This window comes from Exiguobacterium sp. UBA6309, from assembly GCF_002439205.1.
In the GTDB taxonomy this organism is placed as follows: domain Bacteria; phylum Bacillota; class Bacilli; order Exiguobacteriales; family Exiguobacteriaceae; genus Exiguobacterium_A.
In genome coordinates this window covers 16,569-34,007 of the sequence record NZ_DJTL01000017.1, presented here as the reverse complement: position 1 = coordinate 34,007, position 17,439 = coordinate 16,569, and the positions used below count along the sequence as shown (strand labels likewise).

Here is a 17,439-nt window from a genome sequence, read left to right as displayed (position 1 = left end):
AAACACCTCATACACGGTCGGCTCCCCGTGTATGAGGTGTTTCGAAATTATTTAATGATGTGAATTGGGCTACCGATTGCAACTTCAGCAGTTTCCATTGCGATTTCACCGAGTGATGGGTGCGCGTGGATTGTGAGTGCGATATCTTCAGCTGTCATACCAGACTCGATTGCGAGTCCCATTTCAGCGATCATATCAGATGCGCCTGTACCAGCGATTTGCGCGCCGATCAAGAGACCATCTGATTTACGAGTGATCATTTTCAAGAAGCCGTCTGGCTCGTTGAGTGCAAGTGCACGACCATTCGCAGCGTAAGGGAATTTAGACGCGATGTAGTCGAGTCCTTCTTCTTTCGCTTGTGCTTCAGTGTAACCGACAGTAGCGAGTTCTGGGTCTGTGAAGACGACTGCTGGAATCGCGCTGTAGTCGAGGTATGCAGGGTGTCCTGCAGCTGCTTCAGCAGCAATTTTAGCTTCGAATGAAGCTTTGTGTGCAAGTGGTGGTCCTGGAACGATATCACCGATTGCGTAGATGTTTTCGTTTGAAGTACGGCACTGATCGTCGATTTCGACAAGACCACGGTCGCTGACTTTGACTTCTGCCATTTCAAGACCAAGATCACCAGTGTTCGGACGGCGACCGACAGTGACGAGGACGTAGTCCGCTTCAACTGTTTGTGCTTCACCGTTGACTTCGAATGTTACTTTAACGCCATCTTCCGACTCTTCCACACTTTGAGCAAGTGCTTCGTTGTGGATCGTGATGTTACCTTTTTGTTTGAGCTTTTTCTTAACGACTTGCGTCATAGCAGGCTCGAAACCAGAAAGGATGTCTTTTGTTCCTTCAAGAATGACGACTTCTGTATCGAAGTTCGCATACGCTGTACCAAGCTCCATCCCGATGTATCCGCCACCGATGACGATGAGTTTTTTCGGGATTTCAGGAAGGTTCAATGCGCCTGTTGAAGAAAGAACGCGTTTTGACCATTTGAAAGCTGGAAGTTCGATTGGAGTCGAACCTGTCGCGATGATACATTTCTTGAATTTGTAAGGAGTCGAAGAATCTTCGTTGATGATACGGACTGTATCTTCTGATTGGAAGTAAGCTTCCCCAACGACAGTCTCGACTTTGTTCCCTTTAAGAAGACCACTAACGCCGCCAGTCAATTTATTGACGACAGATTGTTTCCAAGATTGAACTTTCGAGAAATCGACAGTTGCATTCTCAGAAGTGATCCCCATATCGCTTGAACCTTTAGCGTGCTGGAAGTTATGTCCTGCAGTGATCAAGGCTTTTGATGGGATACATCCTACGTTTAAGCAGACGCCACCGACGTTTTCACGTTCAACGATTGTTACTTTCATACCAAGTTGCGCGCCGCGGATTGCAGCAACGTAACCACCAGGGCCAGCCCCGATTACGAGTAAATCTGTTTCTTGTGCGAATTCACCTACTACCATTGCTTATCCCTCCATGATGAGAAGTTGTGGGTCGTTCAATAGGCGTTTAACTAAGTTAAGCGCGTTTTGTGCAGTTGCACCATCGATGAGACGGTGGTCGAAGCTGAATGAAAGTGCAAGAACTGGTGCAGCAACGATTTCGCCGTTTTTAACGACCGCTTTTTCAGCGATACGACCGATACCGAGGATTGCAACTTCTGGGTGGTTGATGACTGGTGTGAACCATTGACCGCCAGCAGAACCGATGTTAGTGATCGTGATTGATCCGCCTTTCATCTCGTCGCCAGAAAGTTTTCCGTCACGCGCTTTACCAGCAAGGTCATTGATGTTGTCAGCAAGTGCGAAGATCGATTTACGATCTGCATCTTTAACGACTGGTACGACAAGACCGTTGTCTGTATCAGCAGCAATGCCGATGTTGAAGTAGTTTTTGTAGACGATTTCTTCGTTTACATCGTCGATTGATGCGTTGATTGCCGGGTATTTTTTAGCAGCAGCAGTCAATGCTTTTACGACGAACGGAAGGTAAGTCAATTTCGTACCTTGAGCAGCCGCAACTTCTTTGAAGTTTTTACGGAGTGCAACGAGGTTCGTAACATCCACTTCGTCCATGAGTGTTACGTGTGGAGCTGTATGTTTCGAGTTAACCATTGCTTTCGAAATCGCTTTACGGATTCCTTTGATTTTCTCGCGTGTTTCAAGTTCAGGTTGAGCAGCAACGTATGGCTTCACTTCTGTTTTTGGTGCAGAAGCAGCTGGTGCTTTTTCTTCTGTTGCTGGTGCATCAGAAGTTTTTCCACCGTTTGCGAATGCATCGATGTCTTCTTTAACGACACGACCGTTGTCTCCAGAACCTTGGACTTCACGGATGTCGACACCTTTTTCACGTGCATATTTACGGACAGATGGCATCGCGATGACACGTTCTGATTTATGGATTTGAACCTCATTTGGTTTGTCTTCCACTTTTTGATCCGTATCTTGAACGTCTTTCGCATTTTCTTCAGCTTTTGGTTGCTCTGCTTCTTCAGAAGGAGCAGAACCTTCGCCTTCGACTTCGAAAGTGATGAGGACGTCGCCAACGACAGCTACGACACCTTCGTCAACTTTTACTTCTTTAACAGTACCATCAACTGGCGATGGAATTTCAACGACTGCTTTATCGTTTTGTACTTCAAGAAGAACATCATCTTCTTTGACAGTGTCGCCCGCTTTTACGAACCACTTTACGATTTCACCTTCATGAATACCCTCACCGATATCCGGCAATTTGAATTCAAATAAACCCATTTGAATATGCCTCCTTTTAGTTCACTCTTCTAGTCGATTGTTATCTGTAAAAACGGAAGCAAGGAGAGAATGCACCCCTCTCCATATTTTCCGAAATGCTCTTAGAAATTGTAGACAGTCTTGACTTTTTCGACGATATCTTTGTGATCCGGAATCCAGACGTCTTCACCTTGTGCGAATGGGAAGATCGTATCTGGAGCAGCAACACGAAGAATTGGCGCTTCGAGGTCAAGGATTGCACGTTCTTGGATTTCAGTTGCAACCATTGCAGCGATACCCGCTTGTTTTTGTGCTTCTTGAACGACGACGACACGGTTTGTTTTCTTGACAGAAGCAAGAATCGTATCGATATCGATCGGGCTGATCGTCATCAAGTCGATGATTTCGACGCTGATGTTTTCTTTTTCGAGCTCTTCTGCTGCTTTAAGTGAAGCGTGCACCATCGCACCGTAAGTGACGATTGTTACATCTGTACCTTCACGTTTTACATCAGCTTTTCCGAGTTCGATCGTGTAATCGCCCTCTGGCACTTCACCGCGGAATGAACGGTAGAGTTTCATGTGCTCGAGGAATACGACTGGGTCGTTATCACGGATTGACGCGATCAAGAGACCTTTTGCATCGTATGGTGTTGAAGGAATGACAACTTTAAGTCCTGGTGACTGAGCCATGAGTCCTTCGAGGTTATCTGCGTGAAGTTCCGGTGTTTTAACACCGCCACCGAATGGTGAACGGATTGTTACAGGCGCATTGTATGTGCCACCTGAACGGTAACGGAGACGCGCGAGTTGTGCTGCAACTGAATCGAATACTTCGAATACGAATCCGAAGAATTGGATTTCCATGATTGGACGGAATCCTGTCAGACTGAATCCGACAGCAAGACCACCAATACCTGATTCCGCAAGTGGTGTATCGAAGACACGGTCTTCGCCGAGTTCATCTTGAAGACCTTCTGTCGCACGGAATACCCCACCGTTTTTACCGACGTCTTCACCGAACAAGAGAACTTGTTCGTCGCGTTTCATCTCGACGCGCATTGCGTCAGTGATCGCTTGGATCATCGTCATTTGTGCCATGGGTTATTTCGACTCCTTTGCTGTATACTCATCAAGCTGCTCTTGCAGGTTTAGTGGAAGCTTTTCAGCCATCACGTTGATGAAATCTGTAACTTTTTGTTTTGGTTCTTTGTCAGCTTGTGCAAGTGCTTCCTTAACGTCAGCTTTAGCTTGCTCGATGACTTCGTTCTCTTTATCTTCGTTCCAAAGACCTTTTGCTTCCATGAAAGCACGGAAACGGACGAGTGGATCTTGTGCTTGATATTCATCATCCATGTCTTTTGTACGGTAACGTGTTGGATCATCACCAGCGAGTGTGTGTGGTCCATAACGGTAAGTCAATGTTTCGATCAATGTCGGAACACCGTTAAGTGCTTCTACGCGTGCTTGTTTCGTAGCTGCGTATACAGCAAGAACGTCCATACCGTCGACTTGGATACCATTGATACCAGCAGCAACAGCTTTTTGAGCGATTGTTTTCGCCATAGATTGTTTTTCGACAGGTGTCGAGATTGCGAAACGGTTGTTTTGAACGACGAAGATTGCAGGTGCTTTGAAAGCTCCAGCAAAGTTCATTCCTTCATAGAAGTCCCCTTGTGAAGAACCACCATCACCTGTGTAAGTGATCGCTACTTGTTCTTTACCGCTTTTCTTAAGACCGAGAGCAACACCAGCCGCTTGAACGATCTGCGCACCGATGATGATTTGTGGCATTAAGACGTTAACACCCTCAGGAATCTGACCGCCTGTGATGTGACCGCGTGAGAACAAGAATGCTTTGTAAAGTGGGAAGCCATGGAAGACCATTTGTGGAATATCACGGTATCCAGGAAGAATCCAGTCATCTTTATCCAAAGCGAATTGCGTACCGATCATTGACGCTTCTTGTCCAGCTACTGGAGCATAGAAACCAAGGCGTCCTTGACGGTTAAGTGAGATTGCACGTTGGTCCCAGATACGTGTGTATACGAGACGGCGCATTAATTCCGTAAGCTCTTCATCCGAGAGGTCTGGCATAGCCTCTTTATTGACGACTTCACCTTTCTCGTCAAGAATGCGGAACGTTTCAAAGTTTTCTTCCACGTTTTTAAACATGTTTACGTTCATCTTTTCACCTCATCCTTTCACTGCGTTCAGCGAAATATTCCTCTGACTGATTTGCCCACATGACAATAGTGTCCAAAAAACGAAGTCCCGTGTGACTATCCTTTGAACATGTGTCTGTGTACCTATTCAGTTGAGTAAACTGTATTATCATGAATCGACACGTTATAGTGTCTTGTTCATTACGTTACAAGTATAAATCTGTAACACCTTAAAATCAAAGGAAATGTTTTATTTTTTTCGCGATTCACATTGTGAATTCAATCACAAAACTAGAATATTCCATCTTCTGTATCATTCGATATTTTCCTACTGTGTTAGTTGTCATCATTCCCCACTTTCCTATGCTATACTTTTTGTAGATGAAAGGAGTGTTGTTCATGATCACCATGAATGAAATCGTACGCGAAGACGTTCCTGCTCTTCACGAACGGTCAGTAGAAGTGACCTTCCCTCTCAGCGATGAGGATAAGGAAACGATGCGACTCATGCGCGAGTTCCTCGCTAATAGTCAAGATGATGAAATTGCGAAGAAATATGACCTACGAAGCGGCATTGGACTTGCAGCACCACAAATCGGTGTCAACAAGCGTATGTTCGCAATCCGCTTACCGGATGGTGACGATTTATTGGAATTCGGTATTTATAATCCAAAAATCATCAGTCATTCCGTCGAGCAGACGTATTTAACAGGCGGCGAAGGATGTTTGTCCGTCGACCGTGAAGTCGAAGGACATGTACCGCGCTATATGCGTATTACCCTAACTGGCATCGATCATAACGGAAATCCGGTAAAATTACGTTTAAAAGGTATGAAAGCAATCGTCTGTCAACACGAATATGATCATTTAGATGGCGTCATGTTCTATGATCGGATCGATAAAAAAGAACCATTCAAGGAATATGGTCCTGCCACATAATATAAAAATCCTCGTTTCCGTTTCCGGAAACGAGGATTTTTTCGAATCAGACTTCCATGATGATCGGCATGACCATCGGATGACGTTGTGTTTTTTCAGTTAAATACGGTGTGAGCGTATCATTGATGACTTGTTTGATGTCCGTCCATTTCGTGTTACGGTTCGCAAGCGATTGATCAAGCGAGCGCTTGAGTAGACGTTCAGCATCTTTAATCAAATTACCTGACTCACGCATGTAGACGAAACCGCGCGAGATGATATCCGGTCCTGAGACGAGACGATTCGTTTTAGAGTCAAGCGTCACGACAACGACGACAAGTCCCTCTTCTGAGAGAATACGGCGGTCTCGTAAGACGATGTTACCGATATCACCGATTCCTTTTCCGTCAACATAAACGGCGTTCGCTTGAATCTTCCCAGTGATAGCGGCTGCATTTGCATCTAATGCCAGCACTTCACCGTTATCCATGACGAAACAGTTTTCTTCCGGTACACCAGCATCCATTGCTAGCGACATATGCTTCTTCAGCATCCGGTATTCTCCGTGAATCGGCATGAAGTATTTCGGATTCAATAGACGCAACATGAGCAACTGCTCTTGTTGACTACCATGACCTGATGTATGGATGTCATTTAATTTACCGTACATGACATCCGCGCCAGCTTTGTACAACTGGTTGATCGTCTTTCCGACTGAGACGACGTTCCCCGGGATAGGTGACGAAGAGAAGATGACGAGATCATCTGGAATGATTGAGATTTGACGGTGTGTTCCGTTTGCGATACGACTAAGGGCCGCCATCGGTTCTCCTTGTGAACCGGTACAAAGGATCGTCAACTCGTTTGATTTATAACGCTTCATCTCGTTCGGCTCGATGATCGTACCCTTCGGCGCCTTGATGAAGTCAAGTTCTTGACCAATCATCATGACCTTATCCATGCTACGTCCGAAAACGACGATTTTTCGTCCTGCTTCAACAGAAGCATTGACGACTTGTTGGAGACGATAGATATTCGATGCGAATGTCGCGAAAATGATCCGTCCTTCCGCCTTACGGAAGATGTCTGAAATCGTTTCCCCAACGACACGTTCGCTCATCGTAAAACCTTCCACTTCAGCGTTCGTAGAATCCGATAAGAGGCACAAGACGCCTTCCTTACCAAGTTCAGCCATTTTCGCTAAATCAGCAGGTTCTCCGACCGGTGTGAAATCGAACTTAAAGTCCCCTGTATGCACGATATTGCCTTGTGGTGTCTTGACGACGACACCGAACGAGTTCGGAATCGAGTGTGTCGTACGGAAGAACGAGATACTCGTCTTCCGAAACTTGATGATCGAATCTTCATCGATTTCATGAAGTTCTGCATTCCGAAGCAAACCGTGTTCTTCTAGTTTGACTTTAATGAGACCCATTGCAATTTTTCCAGCGTAAATCGGTAAGTTTACTTGTTTAAGCAAGAAAGGAAGACCGCCAATATGGTCTTCGTGACCATGCGTGATGAAGACCCCTTTGACCTTATCTTTGTTCTTGATCAAATAAGTGTAATCCGGAATGACATAGTCGATTCCGAGTAATTCATCCTCAGGGAACATGACACCCGCGTCGATGACGATGATTTCATCTTGGAATTGAACGACATACGTGTTCTTTCCGATTTCCCCGAGTCCACCGAGTGCGAAGACGGCGGCTTGATGGTTTTTGACGAACTTCATTCGAACGTCGCAACCTTGAAGTCAGGATGTTGTTGTTCGTATGTCAAAAATTCTCCACTAACTTCGCGGATGAACTCAATGTTGATCTCTTTGAGGTGGTCAATCGTTGATCGCACGTCACGAATGCTTTCCCCTTCTACATACATCGTTTCTGTCCGTTCACGAACAGGTGCTTCCGAACGAAGCGGTTGGTAAAATACTTTAAAAATCATGTCTAGCAACTCCTTATCAGTACATTGTTTTTTGTCCTTAGTACAGTATACACGATACATGGACTATTTTTCATCCTTATTCCGCATGTTCCCTTCCGGCAACACGCTTTTGGTTATGCTATACTTTCACATGAACAGGTCATTTCGACCAATTAAAAAGAGAAGGTGAAACCATGGCAAATCAGAAAGTCGTCTTTTTCGATATCGACGGAACCTTATTGCATGATGGTCATTTCGTTCCGGAATCAACAAAACAGGCAATTCGTCAACTTCAAGAAAACGGTGTGTATGTAGCACTCGCGACTGGACGCGGTCCCGCAATGTTATCTGGGATTCGTGAGTTGCTCAACATTGATACGATCATCGGTTACAACGGGCAAATTGTGGTTCATCAAAACGAAATCATCTACAAACGTCCACAACCTAAAGTCGATCTGACACATTTGACGCAACAAGCAAAGGAAAACGGACATACGCTTGTCTATCTTGGCGAAACAAAAGGTTTTACAACGAAATCAAATGATTTTCATGTCGTTGATTCGCTCGGTGATCTCGACATGCCGTTACCGCTTCACGATGAAGAAGCCTTCTTGTCTCACGATGTGTTCCAAACGCTTGTCTACTGTACGGCAGAAGAAGAAACAGATTACATCAAACGTTACGATGCTTTTGATTTCATTCGCTGGCATCCCCATGCGATGGATGTCATCAACGTCGGTTCCTCGAAAGCAGAAGGCATCAAACAGTTCTTGAAATTGACAAACATTCGCCGCGAGGATACCTTTGCTTTTGGAGATGCTCTCAATGACCTTGAAATGCTACGCTATGTCGGGACTGGTATTGCAATGGGCAACGGACTTCCGGAAACAAAAGCCGCTGCCGATTATGTCACGAAACCTATTCTTGAAGACGGTATCGCACATGGACTTAAAGAATTCCAACTCATCTAATAGATAGATGTAAAGCTGAGGCATGCCTCAGCTTTTTTTAATTCTTTACTTTATGAATCGCGCGTTCTAAGCGATCAAGATCTTCATTCTCACCAATGACGACGAGATAATCGCCTTTTTCAATGACTTCATCTGCCTGCAAGGAGATCATGACATTTTCACCCCGTTTGATGGCGACAACGTTTGCTCCATATTTACTTCGTAAGTCGAGATCAATTAAGGTTTGTTTTGCCATCTGATCACTGACTTTAATCTCAACGATTGAAAATTCTTGTGATAAGTCTAAGTAATCAAGGATATTCGAACTCATCAATCCGTTCGCAATCCGAACCCCCATATCCCGCTCAGGGTGAACGATGAAATCCGCTCCGATTTTTCGCAATACTTTTTCATGGTAATCATTCGTTGCTTTGACGGTGATCGATTGTACACCAAGCTCTTTTAAGATCAACGTCGTCAAGATAGACGCTTGAATGTTCTCCCCAATAGCGACGATGACATGATCAAAGTTTCGAATCCCCAAACTTTTTAAAACGTTCTCATCGGTCGTATCGGCAATGACAGAATGTGTCGCAATCCCCATGAATTCGTTGACACGTTCCTCATCGGAATCAATTGCCAAGACATCATAGCCGTTTTTCGATAATTCGCGGACAATCGAGCCACCAAAACGCCCTAGTCCGATTACTGCAAACTCTCCATTCATTTTCACAACTCTCCTTCACAATCGCTCTTCCTTAGTAGTGTACCCGATTCAATTTAAAAATACTATAAACGCCTCTGCGAATCGCAGAGGCGTTTATCCATTCATTATTTTGATGATTTTCCACGTACATAATCGTTATCGAACAAGAAGAGCCGTAAAATCAAATACAACGCCGGAATTAAGAGTAAAAGTCCGAAGATGAAAACGACGACGAGTGCGGAAGCCATCGTTTCGTTTACGACTGCTTTGTTGATATCGATATATGGATACAAGATATACGGCAAGTGTGTATATCCGTAACCAAACCACGCGACTGCATATTGTAGCATGACCGCGACGAACGCGATGCCATAGTTTTTCTTCATATAGACGAGTGTCACGGCAATGAGGAAAAATAAGAAACTAGCAGCGAACCACCACCAGTTGCCGTTTAGGATATTTTCATAATGCCATGCTGCTTGGTTCTTCAGTCCAAAGAAGACGAGCGCACAGACGAGGATTGTTGGTCCACTCCAGAAGAGTGCCCATTTCCGAATAAGCGGCGTAGCTCCCTCATCTTTCGCTTTATCCGCGTAGAATAAGAGGAACATCGCGCTGATGTATAAGACAGATACGATAGCGAGCGCTACGACCGTCCACGAGTAAAAGTTCGAAAATAATTTCGTTCCTAAAAACTCAACTGTATCATTCGTTTTGCGGATGAAACCACCTTGACTGATCGTCAATGTCGTCGACATCGCAGCAGGAATCAGCAACCCTGTCGCTCCATATAAAAATGTGTAGAACATGCTGTCATTTGATCCATAATTGGCGAACGCATAAAAACTACCACGAATCGCAATCAAGACAAGAACAATTGACGCTGGTACGAGTAGTGCCGTACCGAAATAGTAAGCGGAGTCTGGGAAGAACCCAACTAGTCCTACGAAGAAGAATACGAAGAAGACATTCGTTACCTCCCAAACAGGAGAGAGGTAACGAAGAATCAATCGATTCGTCAGATGATCCCGCTTCGTATATTTTGAATAAAAGGCGTAAAATCCAGCACCGAAGTCAATTGAGGCAACGATGAGATATCCGTACAGGAAAGTCCAAAGGACCGTGATCCCTAGTGTTTGAACGTCCAAATCGTTCCCTCCTTACTTGTTATCATCCACGAACATTGCTTCACCGCGTGCATGGTGGTTTTCAGCAAGTTCTTGAAGTTCTTTTCCAACCGTGTTTTTCTTAAACATCCGTAATAAGACGACCGTACAAATCGTGCCAAGCAACAAGTACAATGCACTGAATAAAATGAGCATCGGACCAACCGCTGTTGAAGTCGTCGCCGCGTCCGCTGTTCGCATGATACCGTAAAGCGTCCAAGGTTGACGACCAATCTCAGCGTACATCCATCCCGCTTCGATTGAAATCATCGCTAACGGACCACCGATGAACACCCCTCGTAAAATCCACTTATTATATGGATTCAATTTTTTCAATCGGAATGCCAAGATGAACAAAGCAGAGATAGCAGTCAAGTACATCCCAATCGATACCATGATATCAAAGAAATAGTGGACGATCAGTGGTGCTTGATCTTCTTTTGCGAATTCGTTTAAACCGATGACTTCCGTATTCGGAGCCCCACCTGCAAGAATTGAGAGCGCATATGGGATTTTGACGGCTCCTTTGATTTCATAACTGCCGTCTTCTTGCTGATCAAGTATCCCACCAAAAATCAATTCTGCTTCATTTGTCGTATCAAAATGCCATTCCGCAGCTGCTAGTTTTTCTGGCTGGTATTTCGCTAAATATTTCCCTGAGAAGTCACCGACAAGTGCTGTCGAGAACGCGAAAATCAGACCAGCCATGACAGTGAGACGAAGAGCTTTCTTATGATATGCCGTCTCTGCTGCTGAGAGTGTCTTTTTGCGAAGCAAATGGAACGCCGCGATTGCTGCCAAGATAAAGGCAACAGTCAAGTAAGCTGAAACGATGACGTGTGTCGCCTTCGTCGGTGTCGCTGTATTAAACATTGCTTTTAATGGTTCGATTTGCGTCAACGTACCATTGACGATCTTAAATCCTTCTGGTGAGTTCATGAAGGAGTTGACTGTCGTGATGAAGAACGCTGATGCTGTCGCACCAATGACGACTGGAATCCCAATCAACCAGTGCAACCACGGATTTTTGAACCGGTCCCACGTATACAAGTAAATACCAAGGAAAATCGCTTCAAAGAAGAACGCGAACGTCTCCATAAATAGTGGCAGAGCAATTGTTTGACCCGCTACTTGCATGAGTGACGGCCAAAGTAATGATAGTTGCAAGCCGATTGCCGTCCCTGTTACGACACCGACCGCTACGGTAACGACGTATCCACGCGTCCACCGTCTTGCTAATAAGATATAATCTGGATCTTTGCGTTTCAGACCTATGAATTCAGCTGCCAGTACCATGAGCGGTACTCCGACACCAATCGTCGCGAAAATAATATGAAACGCTAGTGTGAGCCCTGTCAACAATCGACTGAGCACTACGGGATCATTGAACATGTATTTAGCCCCCTCTTCCTAAAACATACTTCTCTATATGGTCTATAACCGTATCATAGAGAACATAACCCTTTGTGTCTGTTTATAATGTTTGATGTAACAAATTGTTCACATATACACGTGATTTTTTTCACAAAATGTTCGAAAACTCTTATTCCTACATATATTAAAAACTTTCCCATTCCTGAATTCGAAAGGGAAAGCTTTATATCCTTTATTATTTCATAAAAACTTTTAAACATACTCTCGGAAATAATGGTCAAGTAAATCAATGACAAAAGAAATGGCTGATTCATCCGGGTTTAATGTTGGTTGATGCAAACCAGATGTCGGATTATCGACGCCGAGCCAGAACATCATCCCTGGGATCTCTTTCAGCATGAAACCAAAATCTTCCCCTGTCATCGCCGCGTCACATTCGATATAGTTGGCATTCATCTTTACGAATGATGAGAATTTATCCACGATTTGCCGGTCGTTGACGACTTCATAATAGCGATTACCGAATTGCAGATCGATTTTAACACCAAACGAAGCTTCGATTCCTCGAATGATGTCACGGACACGACGTTCGAGTTTTTCCATGTCTTCGCCGTTTAGCGCACGCATCGTTCCGTCAAGAACCGCTCTACCGGCAATGACATTCTCACGAATACCTGCATCCACTTTCCCAATCGTGATGACACTACAATTCATCGGATTAATGGATCGACTGACGATCGTTTGCAATTGCATGATCAAGGCAGCTTGCGCAACAACTGTATCAATCGTCAAATGAGGAAAAGCCGCATGACCACTTTGACCATAGATCGTGATATGAACTTCTCGAGCACTCGCGAACAGTACGCCTGGACGACTAGCAATCGTACCGACTGGATATTCCGGTGCAACGTGAAGACCATACATCTCACTCGGACGATATTTTTCAAATAACGGACTTTTAATCATCGGCTCCGCCCCGCCCGGTCCTTCTTCTGCCGGTTGGAATAAAAAGACGACATCATCCATGACTGGTAGTTCAACGATCCGTTTCATCAACCCTAAAGCAATCGAGGCATGCATGTCATGACCACATGCATGCATGAACCCTGGGTGTTCTGAGCAATACGGAAGCCCTGTCGCTTCTTCAATCGGTAACCCATCAATATCTGCGCGATACCCGATCGTTCGGTTTCCAGTCAATCCTTTCACTCGAACGAAAACACCCGTTTCGAACGTGTCATATGTGACACGATCTGGCGGATATGCACGAATTTGTTCCAATATAAAAGCTTGCGTCTTAAATTCCTTGAACCCGGGTTCCGGTATTTTATGAAGCGCGCGCCGCATTTCAATGGCGTATTCCATCTGACTGACTTCCTCCTTCTTCTTTTACGATGTCCCAAAAAGCTTGGACTTGTTTTAATTCAAGCATCGACTCCGTGGACAAGATCCAAGTATCTCGCTTCAGTACTTTTCCGGATGATGTCTTCAACGGAAGCTGCATGACTTCATTCGATTGCTGAATCGTCGACTCAGGTAAGATCGCAAAACCGATGCCATGTAACGCCATCTGTTTGCATGTCTCGATTTGGTCGACGACCAGTGTCCGAGATGGGGGACTTGCGAACCGATCTTGCCACCACTCTAAAATTTCTTGATAGTACGTCGAATCACTTTTGAACTGGATGAACGGGCGATCCGTCACACGCAATTGTTCAATCGACGTCAACTCACTATCAACTAGATAGAGCGGGTCTGAAAAAAGGCGCTCTTTAACACCTTTCCAGTCCGGGTTTCCACGAATGATCCCGATATGAAAGTGTTCCTCTAACATATGACGCATCATCTCACTTGACCATCCGGTGACCAACTGGACACGCACATGCGGATAACGCTCGACGAATCGTTTTAAGACACGGGGAAGCCAATATTGCCCCATGATGGAGGCGACAGCAATTCGAAGTGTTCCATACACGGCTCCCTCTTCTGCTGTCAATTCACTTTTTAGTTCCAGTTCCTTCCGATTCATCTCTTTTGCGAGACCAATCACTTTTTCTCCTTGCGGTGTGATGCTTAAGCCACGCGATGAACGAATGAATAGTTTGGTTCCCCAGCGTCTCTCAATCGCAACAAGACGTTGACTAAGCGCAGGTTGTGAAACGAATAATCGTTCAGCAGCTCGCCTCATATTCAATTCTTCCGATAAAGTGATCAACATTTCCATTTCCGACACTTGCAATGTGAGATTCGACTCCTCATGATATAAGATGGCATTAGTTTAACACGTTAGAAAGGACGATACATATGACACGCTATCATTTTATGTTCATCATCTCAACGATTGCAACGCTTGGCAGTCTCTATTTTAGTGAAATTCGTGGATTCATCCCTTGCCCTCTCTGTTGGTGGCAACGACTATTCATGTATACGACAGCCTTTTATTTACTTATTTCCTTATTCCGGTCGAAAACGATCGATCCACTCTTTGTACGCCTATATGTGCTTGCCGGCTTTGGTGTCGCCTTGTACCATGTCATCCTTGAGCGTTTACCCGATGGCGAAGCGTTATGTTCGAGTGGCTGTCTCATCAAATGGGTCAACTATTTCGGTTTCTTGACGATTCCGATGATGAGTCTCATTGCCTTTACATTACTATTAATTCTGGCGTTCTATCCAGCACGTTCGAACAATGAAGCGTAAGATATGAATCTTTGGTCAATACAAAGAAGGAGAAGTCAATTCGGCTTCTCCTTCTTTCGTCATTTTACATCACGTCCATCGATTGAAAACACTTACGGCGCTTGAGAACGCAAGCTCTGAGAGTTGTCCCGTCCCTTCACACCAGTCTCCGACGAAAGCGACACCTGCATGTCCCGGAATTTGAGTCGCAAGAGGACCTTGCCCCATTTTCCATTTGATTTCTTGTACGACTGCTCGTTTAATCGTTCGTTCTGCAACGATACGTTCTCTCCAGTCTGTGAAATGAACGTCAAGCATCTGTTCGATTCCCTTTCGAACATGTCCGATATAATCAGGATCCTCAAGTCGATCGTGTTCAAGATAAGCGATTGCTTGAAGGACTTGACCATCCTTTGGTGCGAGGCTTGCATCATAATGCGATAAATCCGTGATGAACGCTCGATGCGAACGGTCGTAGATGTATGAATACGGTGTTTGGATATAAGGCTGAAGTCCGAGATCATACACGAAAACTTCGACGGGTTCATGACTCGCATGCGGTGTCACGAATTTTTGGATCGTCGTTGGAGTCGCCATTTTTAAGATTTCACGTGGTGGTACGGCAAAGATGATCCGTTCCACATTCCATTCTTGTTTTTTTCGATCACGTACCAAGAATCCTGTCGTAGTCAATTCGACTGCTGTTATTTTTGTTTTTTTCAAGATCTCTCCGCGGTTCTCTAGGATGATCCGTTCCAATTCCTGTACTAACCCTTGCCAACCCCCTTCGATGTATGAGACAGGCTTTCGCGTCCGAAAAAGCTTTTGATAATACTCGAAATAGACATCTGATGGAATTTTTTCTGGTTCTGCCGTAAAAAAATTCGTTGATGCCAAATCAAGCATCAACTGTGCCACTTGTTCATCGACGCGTTCTGTTTTTAACCATTGCCCGATGGATTGTTGCGGATTCCCTCGTTCGACTCGTAAAATCGTTTTAATAATCTCCCATGTAAAACGTACTTTGTTCGTTCCTTCGATGACTTCTGTTTTCAGTAGTCCCCAGGCATTCGCAGGAACAGCCGTCAAATGACCTGAAAATTCATATTTCGCACGACGCGCTGAAAAATCAAGCCACGTCACTTCGATACCGAGTTGTTTCGTTAATTTGCGAAGAATTGATTGATCGCGTCCATAAATCGCATGGGCACCGTAATTAAATGTAAAGCCCTTTACGGTTTGAGAGGTGGCACGTCCTCCGAGTAATCCAGCATCCCAGAGCGTGACCGGTGTTCCTTGTTTTGCAAATAATGCCGCTGCTGTCAATCCGGATAACCCTCCACCTATGATCCCAATCGTCATACTCTCGCCTCCTCAACCATCGTTTCTCTTCTTTTCCCATAACGCCCGGAGAAGAATCGAAGAACATGAAAAAAGACATGATTTCAATCATGAAATCATATCTTCTTATTTTTGATTATGCTTTCCACCATTCATCAAGTGGTGAGACGGGCATATGATGCTTATGTCCAACACGTTTATACTGCGTCTCTAACTTTTCTTGACTTGCTTCTGAAATCGACTTACCTTCCAAATAATCATCAATTTCTTCGTATGTCATTCCGAGTGCCACTTCGTCTGGTAGTGCCGGACGATTTTCTTCAAGGTCTGCTGTCGGAACTTTTTCAATCAAGACTTCTGGGGCGTTCAAGTAACGTAAGAGTTGTTTCCCTTGCCGTTTATTCAGTCCCGTTAATGGCGTTAAATCACATGCACCATCCCCATGTTTCGTGTAGAATCCCGTCACGAATTCGGCTGCATGATCCGTTCCAACGACTAAACAGCCATAATGAGCAGCTAAATCATATTGACTCTTCATTCGTTCTCGCGCTTTCGTATTTCCTTTGCTAAAGTCTGAAAGTTCTGCACCTGTCGCCTCTTCGAATGCCCGCATCGATGCTTCGACCGCTGGTTTGATATTCACACGAAGCGAATGATCCGGTTGAATAAAAGTCAAGGCTGCCTGTGCGTCTGCTTCATCTTGTTGTTCACCGTAAGGCAAGCGGACCGCATAAAATGAGACATCTTGTCCCTCTTCTTTTCGCAACTCTTCAACTGCCAGTTGGCATAGACGACCTGCGAGCGTTGAATCTTGTCCCCCGGAGATGCCTAATACGAATCCCTTCGCCCCTGTATGCTTGAGATACGCCTTCAAGAAGGCTACCCGCTCGTTTACTTCTTGGGCTGGATCAATGATAGGTTTAACGCCTGTTACTTGGATGATTTCTTGTTGCATGAATAAATTCACTCCTTCACATCGTTTTGATCGTCATTTTGAATCAATCATTTGTTGATCCGTCGTTTGTTTTGCATTTGCTCCTTTGAACTGGCGGATTGTCGATACGCGAATTTCCTTGCTATCACCTAAAGAGGAGATCGGTAATTCCACCGTGTACTGTTTCGTTTCGCGTTTTGTGAACGTATCCTTTTCAATCGCTTGCGTGAATACTTGTTCTTTCTCAAAATCATACGTTACGTGTTGTTTCGCATCAATCAATTGAGCCTGAAATCGTTGCGAGGAAGGGTATGTCACGTTTACACTGTGATCATTTGGATTTGTTAAGGAAATGTCTAATTGCATCATACTGTCTTGCTTTGTCGTTTTGACTGCAATCTGAATCGGTTCGTTCATGGTTTTTGTTGCCTGTTGTTTCTTTTCTTGGCAACCTGCTAAACAAACAGTAAGCAGCAACAGAATGAAAACGAGACGTTTCATTTCATCCCTCCTTTTATCTAATCAATTTTATCACAAAAAAAAGCGAGAGAG

The 17,439-nt window shown here is 44.7% G+C and carries 17 protein-coding genes; 3 read left to right on the top strand and 14 right to left on the bottom strand.

Annotation, left to right across the window (positions count from 1 at the left end; translation table 11 throughout):
* Nucleotides 1–47 precede the first annotated feature (47 nt).
* The 4 genes from lpdA to pdhA form a co-directional block, all read right to left on the bottom strand.
* Nucleotides 48–1,460 (bottom strand): dihydrolipoyl dehydrogenase, encoded by a 1,413-nt coding sequence (lpdA, locus tag B3M90_RS04460; protein WP_029342176.1) that lies wholly within the window; start codon nt 1,458–1,460, stop codon nt 48–50.
* 3 nt (nt 1,461–1,463) lie between these two features.
* On the bottom strand, nt 1,464–2,750 hold the full coding sequence (locus tag B3M90_RS04455) for a dihydrolipoamide acetyltransferase family protein (RefSeq protein WP_290782770.1): 1,287 nt from the start codon (nt 2,748–2,750) through the stop codon (nt 1,464–1,466).
* Nucleotides 2,751–2,851: 101 nt separating this feature from the next.
* The gene (locus B3M90_RS04450; protein ID WP_035406692.1) at nt 2,852–3,829 is read right to left on the bottom strand and encodes an alpha-ketoacid dehydrogenase subunit beta; all 978 of its coding nucleotides are present in this window, start codon (nt 3,827–3,829) and stop codon (nt 2,852–2,854) included.
* 3 nt (nt 3,830–3,832) lie between these two features.
* Nucleotides 3,833–4,915, bottom strand: coding sequence for a pyruvate dehydrogenase (acetyl-transferring) E1 component subunit alpha (gene pdhA, locus B3M90_RS04445; protein WP_290782768.1), 1,083 nt, complete (start codon nt 4,913–4,915; stop codon nt 3,833–3,835).
* A gap of 377 nt (nt 4,916–5,292) precedes the next feature.
* Between pdhA and def the strand changes: the two genes are divergently transcribed.
* Nucleotides 5,293–5,832, top strand: a complete 540-nt coding sequence (gene def / locus B3M90_RS04440) for a peptide deformylase (protein WP_023468853.1) — start codon at nt 5,293–5,295, stop codon at nt 5,830–5,832.
* A 46-nt stretch (nt 5,833–5,878) separates the two neighbouring features.
* On the opposite strand, the gene rnjA is transcribed toward def, so the two are convergent.
* Nucleotides 5,879–7,546, bottom strand: coding sequence for a ribonuclease J1 (rnjA, locus tag B3M90_RS04435; protein WP_035406688.1), 1,668 nt, complete (start codon nt 7,544–7,546; stop codon nt 5,879–5,881).
* Nucleotides 7,543–7,758 (bottom strand): DNA-dependent RNA polymerase subunit epsilon, encoded by a 216-nt coding sequence (locus B3M90_RS04430; RefSeq protein ID WP_029342182.1) that lies wholly within the window; start codon nt 7,756–7,758, stop codon nt 7,543–7,545. Before B3M90_RS04430 ends, rnjA begins: the two co-directional genes overlap by 4 nt.
* Before the next feature lie 173 nt (nt 7,759–7,931).
* Here B3M90_RS04430 and B3M90_RS04425 point away from each other — a divergent pair, with 173 nt between their 5' ends.
* Entirely contained in the window at nt 7,932–8,708 is a 777-nt protein-coding gene (locus B3M90_RS04425; protein WP_214854654.1) for a Cof-type HAD-IIB family hydrolase, read from the top strand.
* A gap of 37 nt (nt 8,709–8,745) precedes the next feature.
* On the opposite strand, the gene B3M90_RS04420 is transcribed toward B3M90_RS04425, so the two are convergent.
* From B3M90_RS04420 to B3M90_RS04400, 5 genes are all read right to left on the bottom strand, one after another.
* Complete coding sequence (locus B3M90_RS04420) at nt 8,746–9,414, bottom strand: potassium channel family protein (protein WP_214854655.1); 669 nt, start codon at nt 9,412–9,414, stop codon at nt 8,746–8,748.
* Between the two features lie 104 nt (nt 9,415–9,518).
* Nucleotides 9,519–10,541 (bottom strand): cytochrome d ubiquinol oxidase subunit II, encoded by a 1,023-nt coding sequence (locus B3M90_RS04415; RefSeq protein WP_035406681.1) that lies wholly within the window; start codon nt 10,539–10,541, stop codon nt 9,519–9,521.
* Between the two features lie 12 nt (nt 10,542–10,553).
* Nucleotides 10,554–11,951: a cytochrome ubiquinol oxidase subunit I gene (locus tag B3M90_RS04410; RefSeq protein ID WP_035406678.1), complete on the bottom strand. Its 1,398-nt coding sequence runs from the start codon at nt 11,949–11,951 to the stop codon at nt 10,554–10,556.
* 234 nt (nt 11,952–12,185) lie between these two features.
* Nucleotides 12,186–13,298: an N-acetyldiaminopimelate deacetylase gene (locus B3M90_RS04405; protein WP_214854656.1), complete on the bottom strand. Its 1,113-nt coding sequence runs from the start codon at nt 13,296–13,298 to the stop codon at nt 12,186–12,188.
* The gene (locus B3M90_RS04400) at nt 13,282–14,172 is read right to left on the bottom strand and encodes a LysR family transcriptional regulator (protein WP_023468861.1); all 891 of its coding nucleotides are present in this window, start codon (nt 14,170–14,172) and stop codon (nt 13,282–13,284) included. The genes B3M90_RS04405 and B3M90_RS04400 overlap by 17 nt, the downstream gene beginning before the upstream one ends.
* Before the next feature lie 65 nt (nt 14,173–14,237).
* Between B3M90_RS04400 and B3M90_RS04395 the strand changes: the two genes are divergently transcribed.
* Entirely contained in the window at nt 14,238–14,633 is a 396-nt protein-coding gene (locus B3M90_RS04395) for a disulfide bond formation protein B (RefSeq protein ID WP_035406674.1), read from the top strand.
* 69 nt (nt 14,634–14,702) lie between these two features.
* On the opposite strand, the gene B3M90_RS04390 is transcribed toward B3M90_RS04395, so the two are convergent.
* The 3 genes from B3M90_RS04390 to B3M90_RS04380 all read right to left on the bottom strand — a co-directional run bounded on the left by B3M90_RS04390 (nt 14,703) and on the right by B3M90_RS04380 (nt 17,388).
* Nucleotides 14,703–15,974, bottom strand: a complete 1,272-nt coding sequence (locus tag B3M90_RS04390) for an FAD-dependent oxidoreductase (protein ID WP_290759434.1) — start codon at nt 15,972–15,974, stop codon at nt 14,703–14,705.
* Nucleotides 15,975–16,089: 115 nt separating this feature from the next.
* A complete protein-coding gene (nadE, locus tag B3M90_RS04385) occupies nt 16,090–16,908 on the bottom strand; it encodes an ammonia-dependent NAD(+) synthetase (protein WP_035406669.1) in 819 nt (272 codons plus the stop codon).
* A gap of 33 nt (nt 16,909–16,941) precedes the next feature.
* Nucleotides 16,942–17,388 carry a BsuPI-related putative proteinase inhibitor gene (locus B3M90_RS04380; protein WP_214854660.1) on the bottom strand — a complete coding sequence of 149 codons (447 nt, stop codon included), beginning with the start codon at nt 17,386–17,388 and terminating at the stop codon, nt 16,942–16,944.
* Nucleotides 17,389–17,439 lie beyond the last annotated feature (51 nt).

Excerpts from the sequence above, each read along its gene's own strand:
- lpdA (WP_029342176.1), bottom strand. The coding sequence starts at position 1,460 with ATGGTAGTAGGTGAATTCGCACAAGAAACAGATTTACTCGTAATCGGG.
- B3M90_RS04455 (WP_290782770.1), bottom strand. The coding sequence starts at position 2,750 with ATGGGTTTATTTGAATTCAAATTGCCGGATATCGGTGAGGGTATTCAT.
- B3M90_RS04450 (WP_035406692.1), bottom strand. The coding sequence starts at position 3,829 with ATGGCACAAATGACGATGATCCAAGCGATCACTGACGCAATGCGCGTC.
- pdhA (WP_290782768.1), bottom strand. The coding sequence starts at position 4,915 with ATGAACGTAAACATGTTTAAAAACGTGGAAGAAAACTTTGAAACGTTC.
- def (WP_023468853.1), top strand. The coding sequence starts at position 5,293 with ATGATCACCATGAATGAAATCGTACGCGAAGACGTTCCTGCTCTTCAC.
- rnjA (WP_035406688.1), bottom strand. The coding sequence starts at position 7,546 with ATGAAGTTCGTCAAAAACCATCAAGCCGCCGTCTTCGCACTCGGTGGA.
- B3M90_RS04430 (WP_029342182.1), bottom strand. The coding sequence starts at position 7,758 with ATGATTTTTAAAGTATTTTACCAACCGCTTCGTTCGGAAGCACCTGTT.
- B3M90_RS04425 (WP_214854654.1), top strand. The coding sequence starts at position 7,932 with ATGGCAAATCAGAAAGTCGTCTTTTTCGATATCGACGGAACCTTATTG.
- B3M90_RS04420 (WP_214854655.1), bottom strand. The coding sequence starts at position 9,414 with ATGAATGGAGAGTTTGCAGTAATCGGACTAGGGCGTTTTGGTGGCTCG.
- B3M90_RS04410 (WP_035406678.1), bottom strand. The coding sequence starts at position 11,951 with ATGTTCAATGATCCCGTAGTGCTCAGTCGATTGTTGACAGGGCTCACA.
- B3M90_RS04405 (WP_214854656.1), bottom strand. The coding sequence starts at position 13,298 with ATGGAATACGCCATTGAAATGCGGCGCGCGCTTCATAAAATACCGGAA.
- B3M90_RS04395 (WP_035406674.1), top strand. The coding sequence starts at position 14,238 with ATGACACGCTATCATTTTATGTTCATCATCTCAACGATTGCAACGCTT.
- B3M90_RS04390 (WP_290759434.1), bottom strand. The coding sequence starts at position 15,974 with ATGACGATTGGGATCATAGGTGGAGGGTTATCCGGATTGACAGCAGCG.
- nadE (WP_035406669.1), bottom strand. The coding sequence starts at position 16,908 with ATGCAACAAGAAATCATCCAAGTAACAGGCGTTAAACCTATCATTGAT.
- B3M90_RS04380 (WP_214854660.1), bottom strand. The coding sequence starts at position 17,388 with ATGAAACGTCTCGTTTTCATTCTGTTGCTGCTTACTGTTTGTTTAGCA.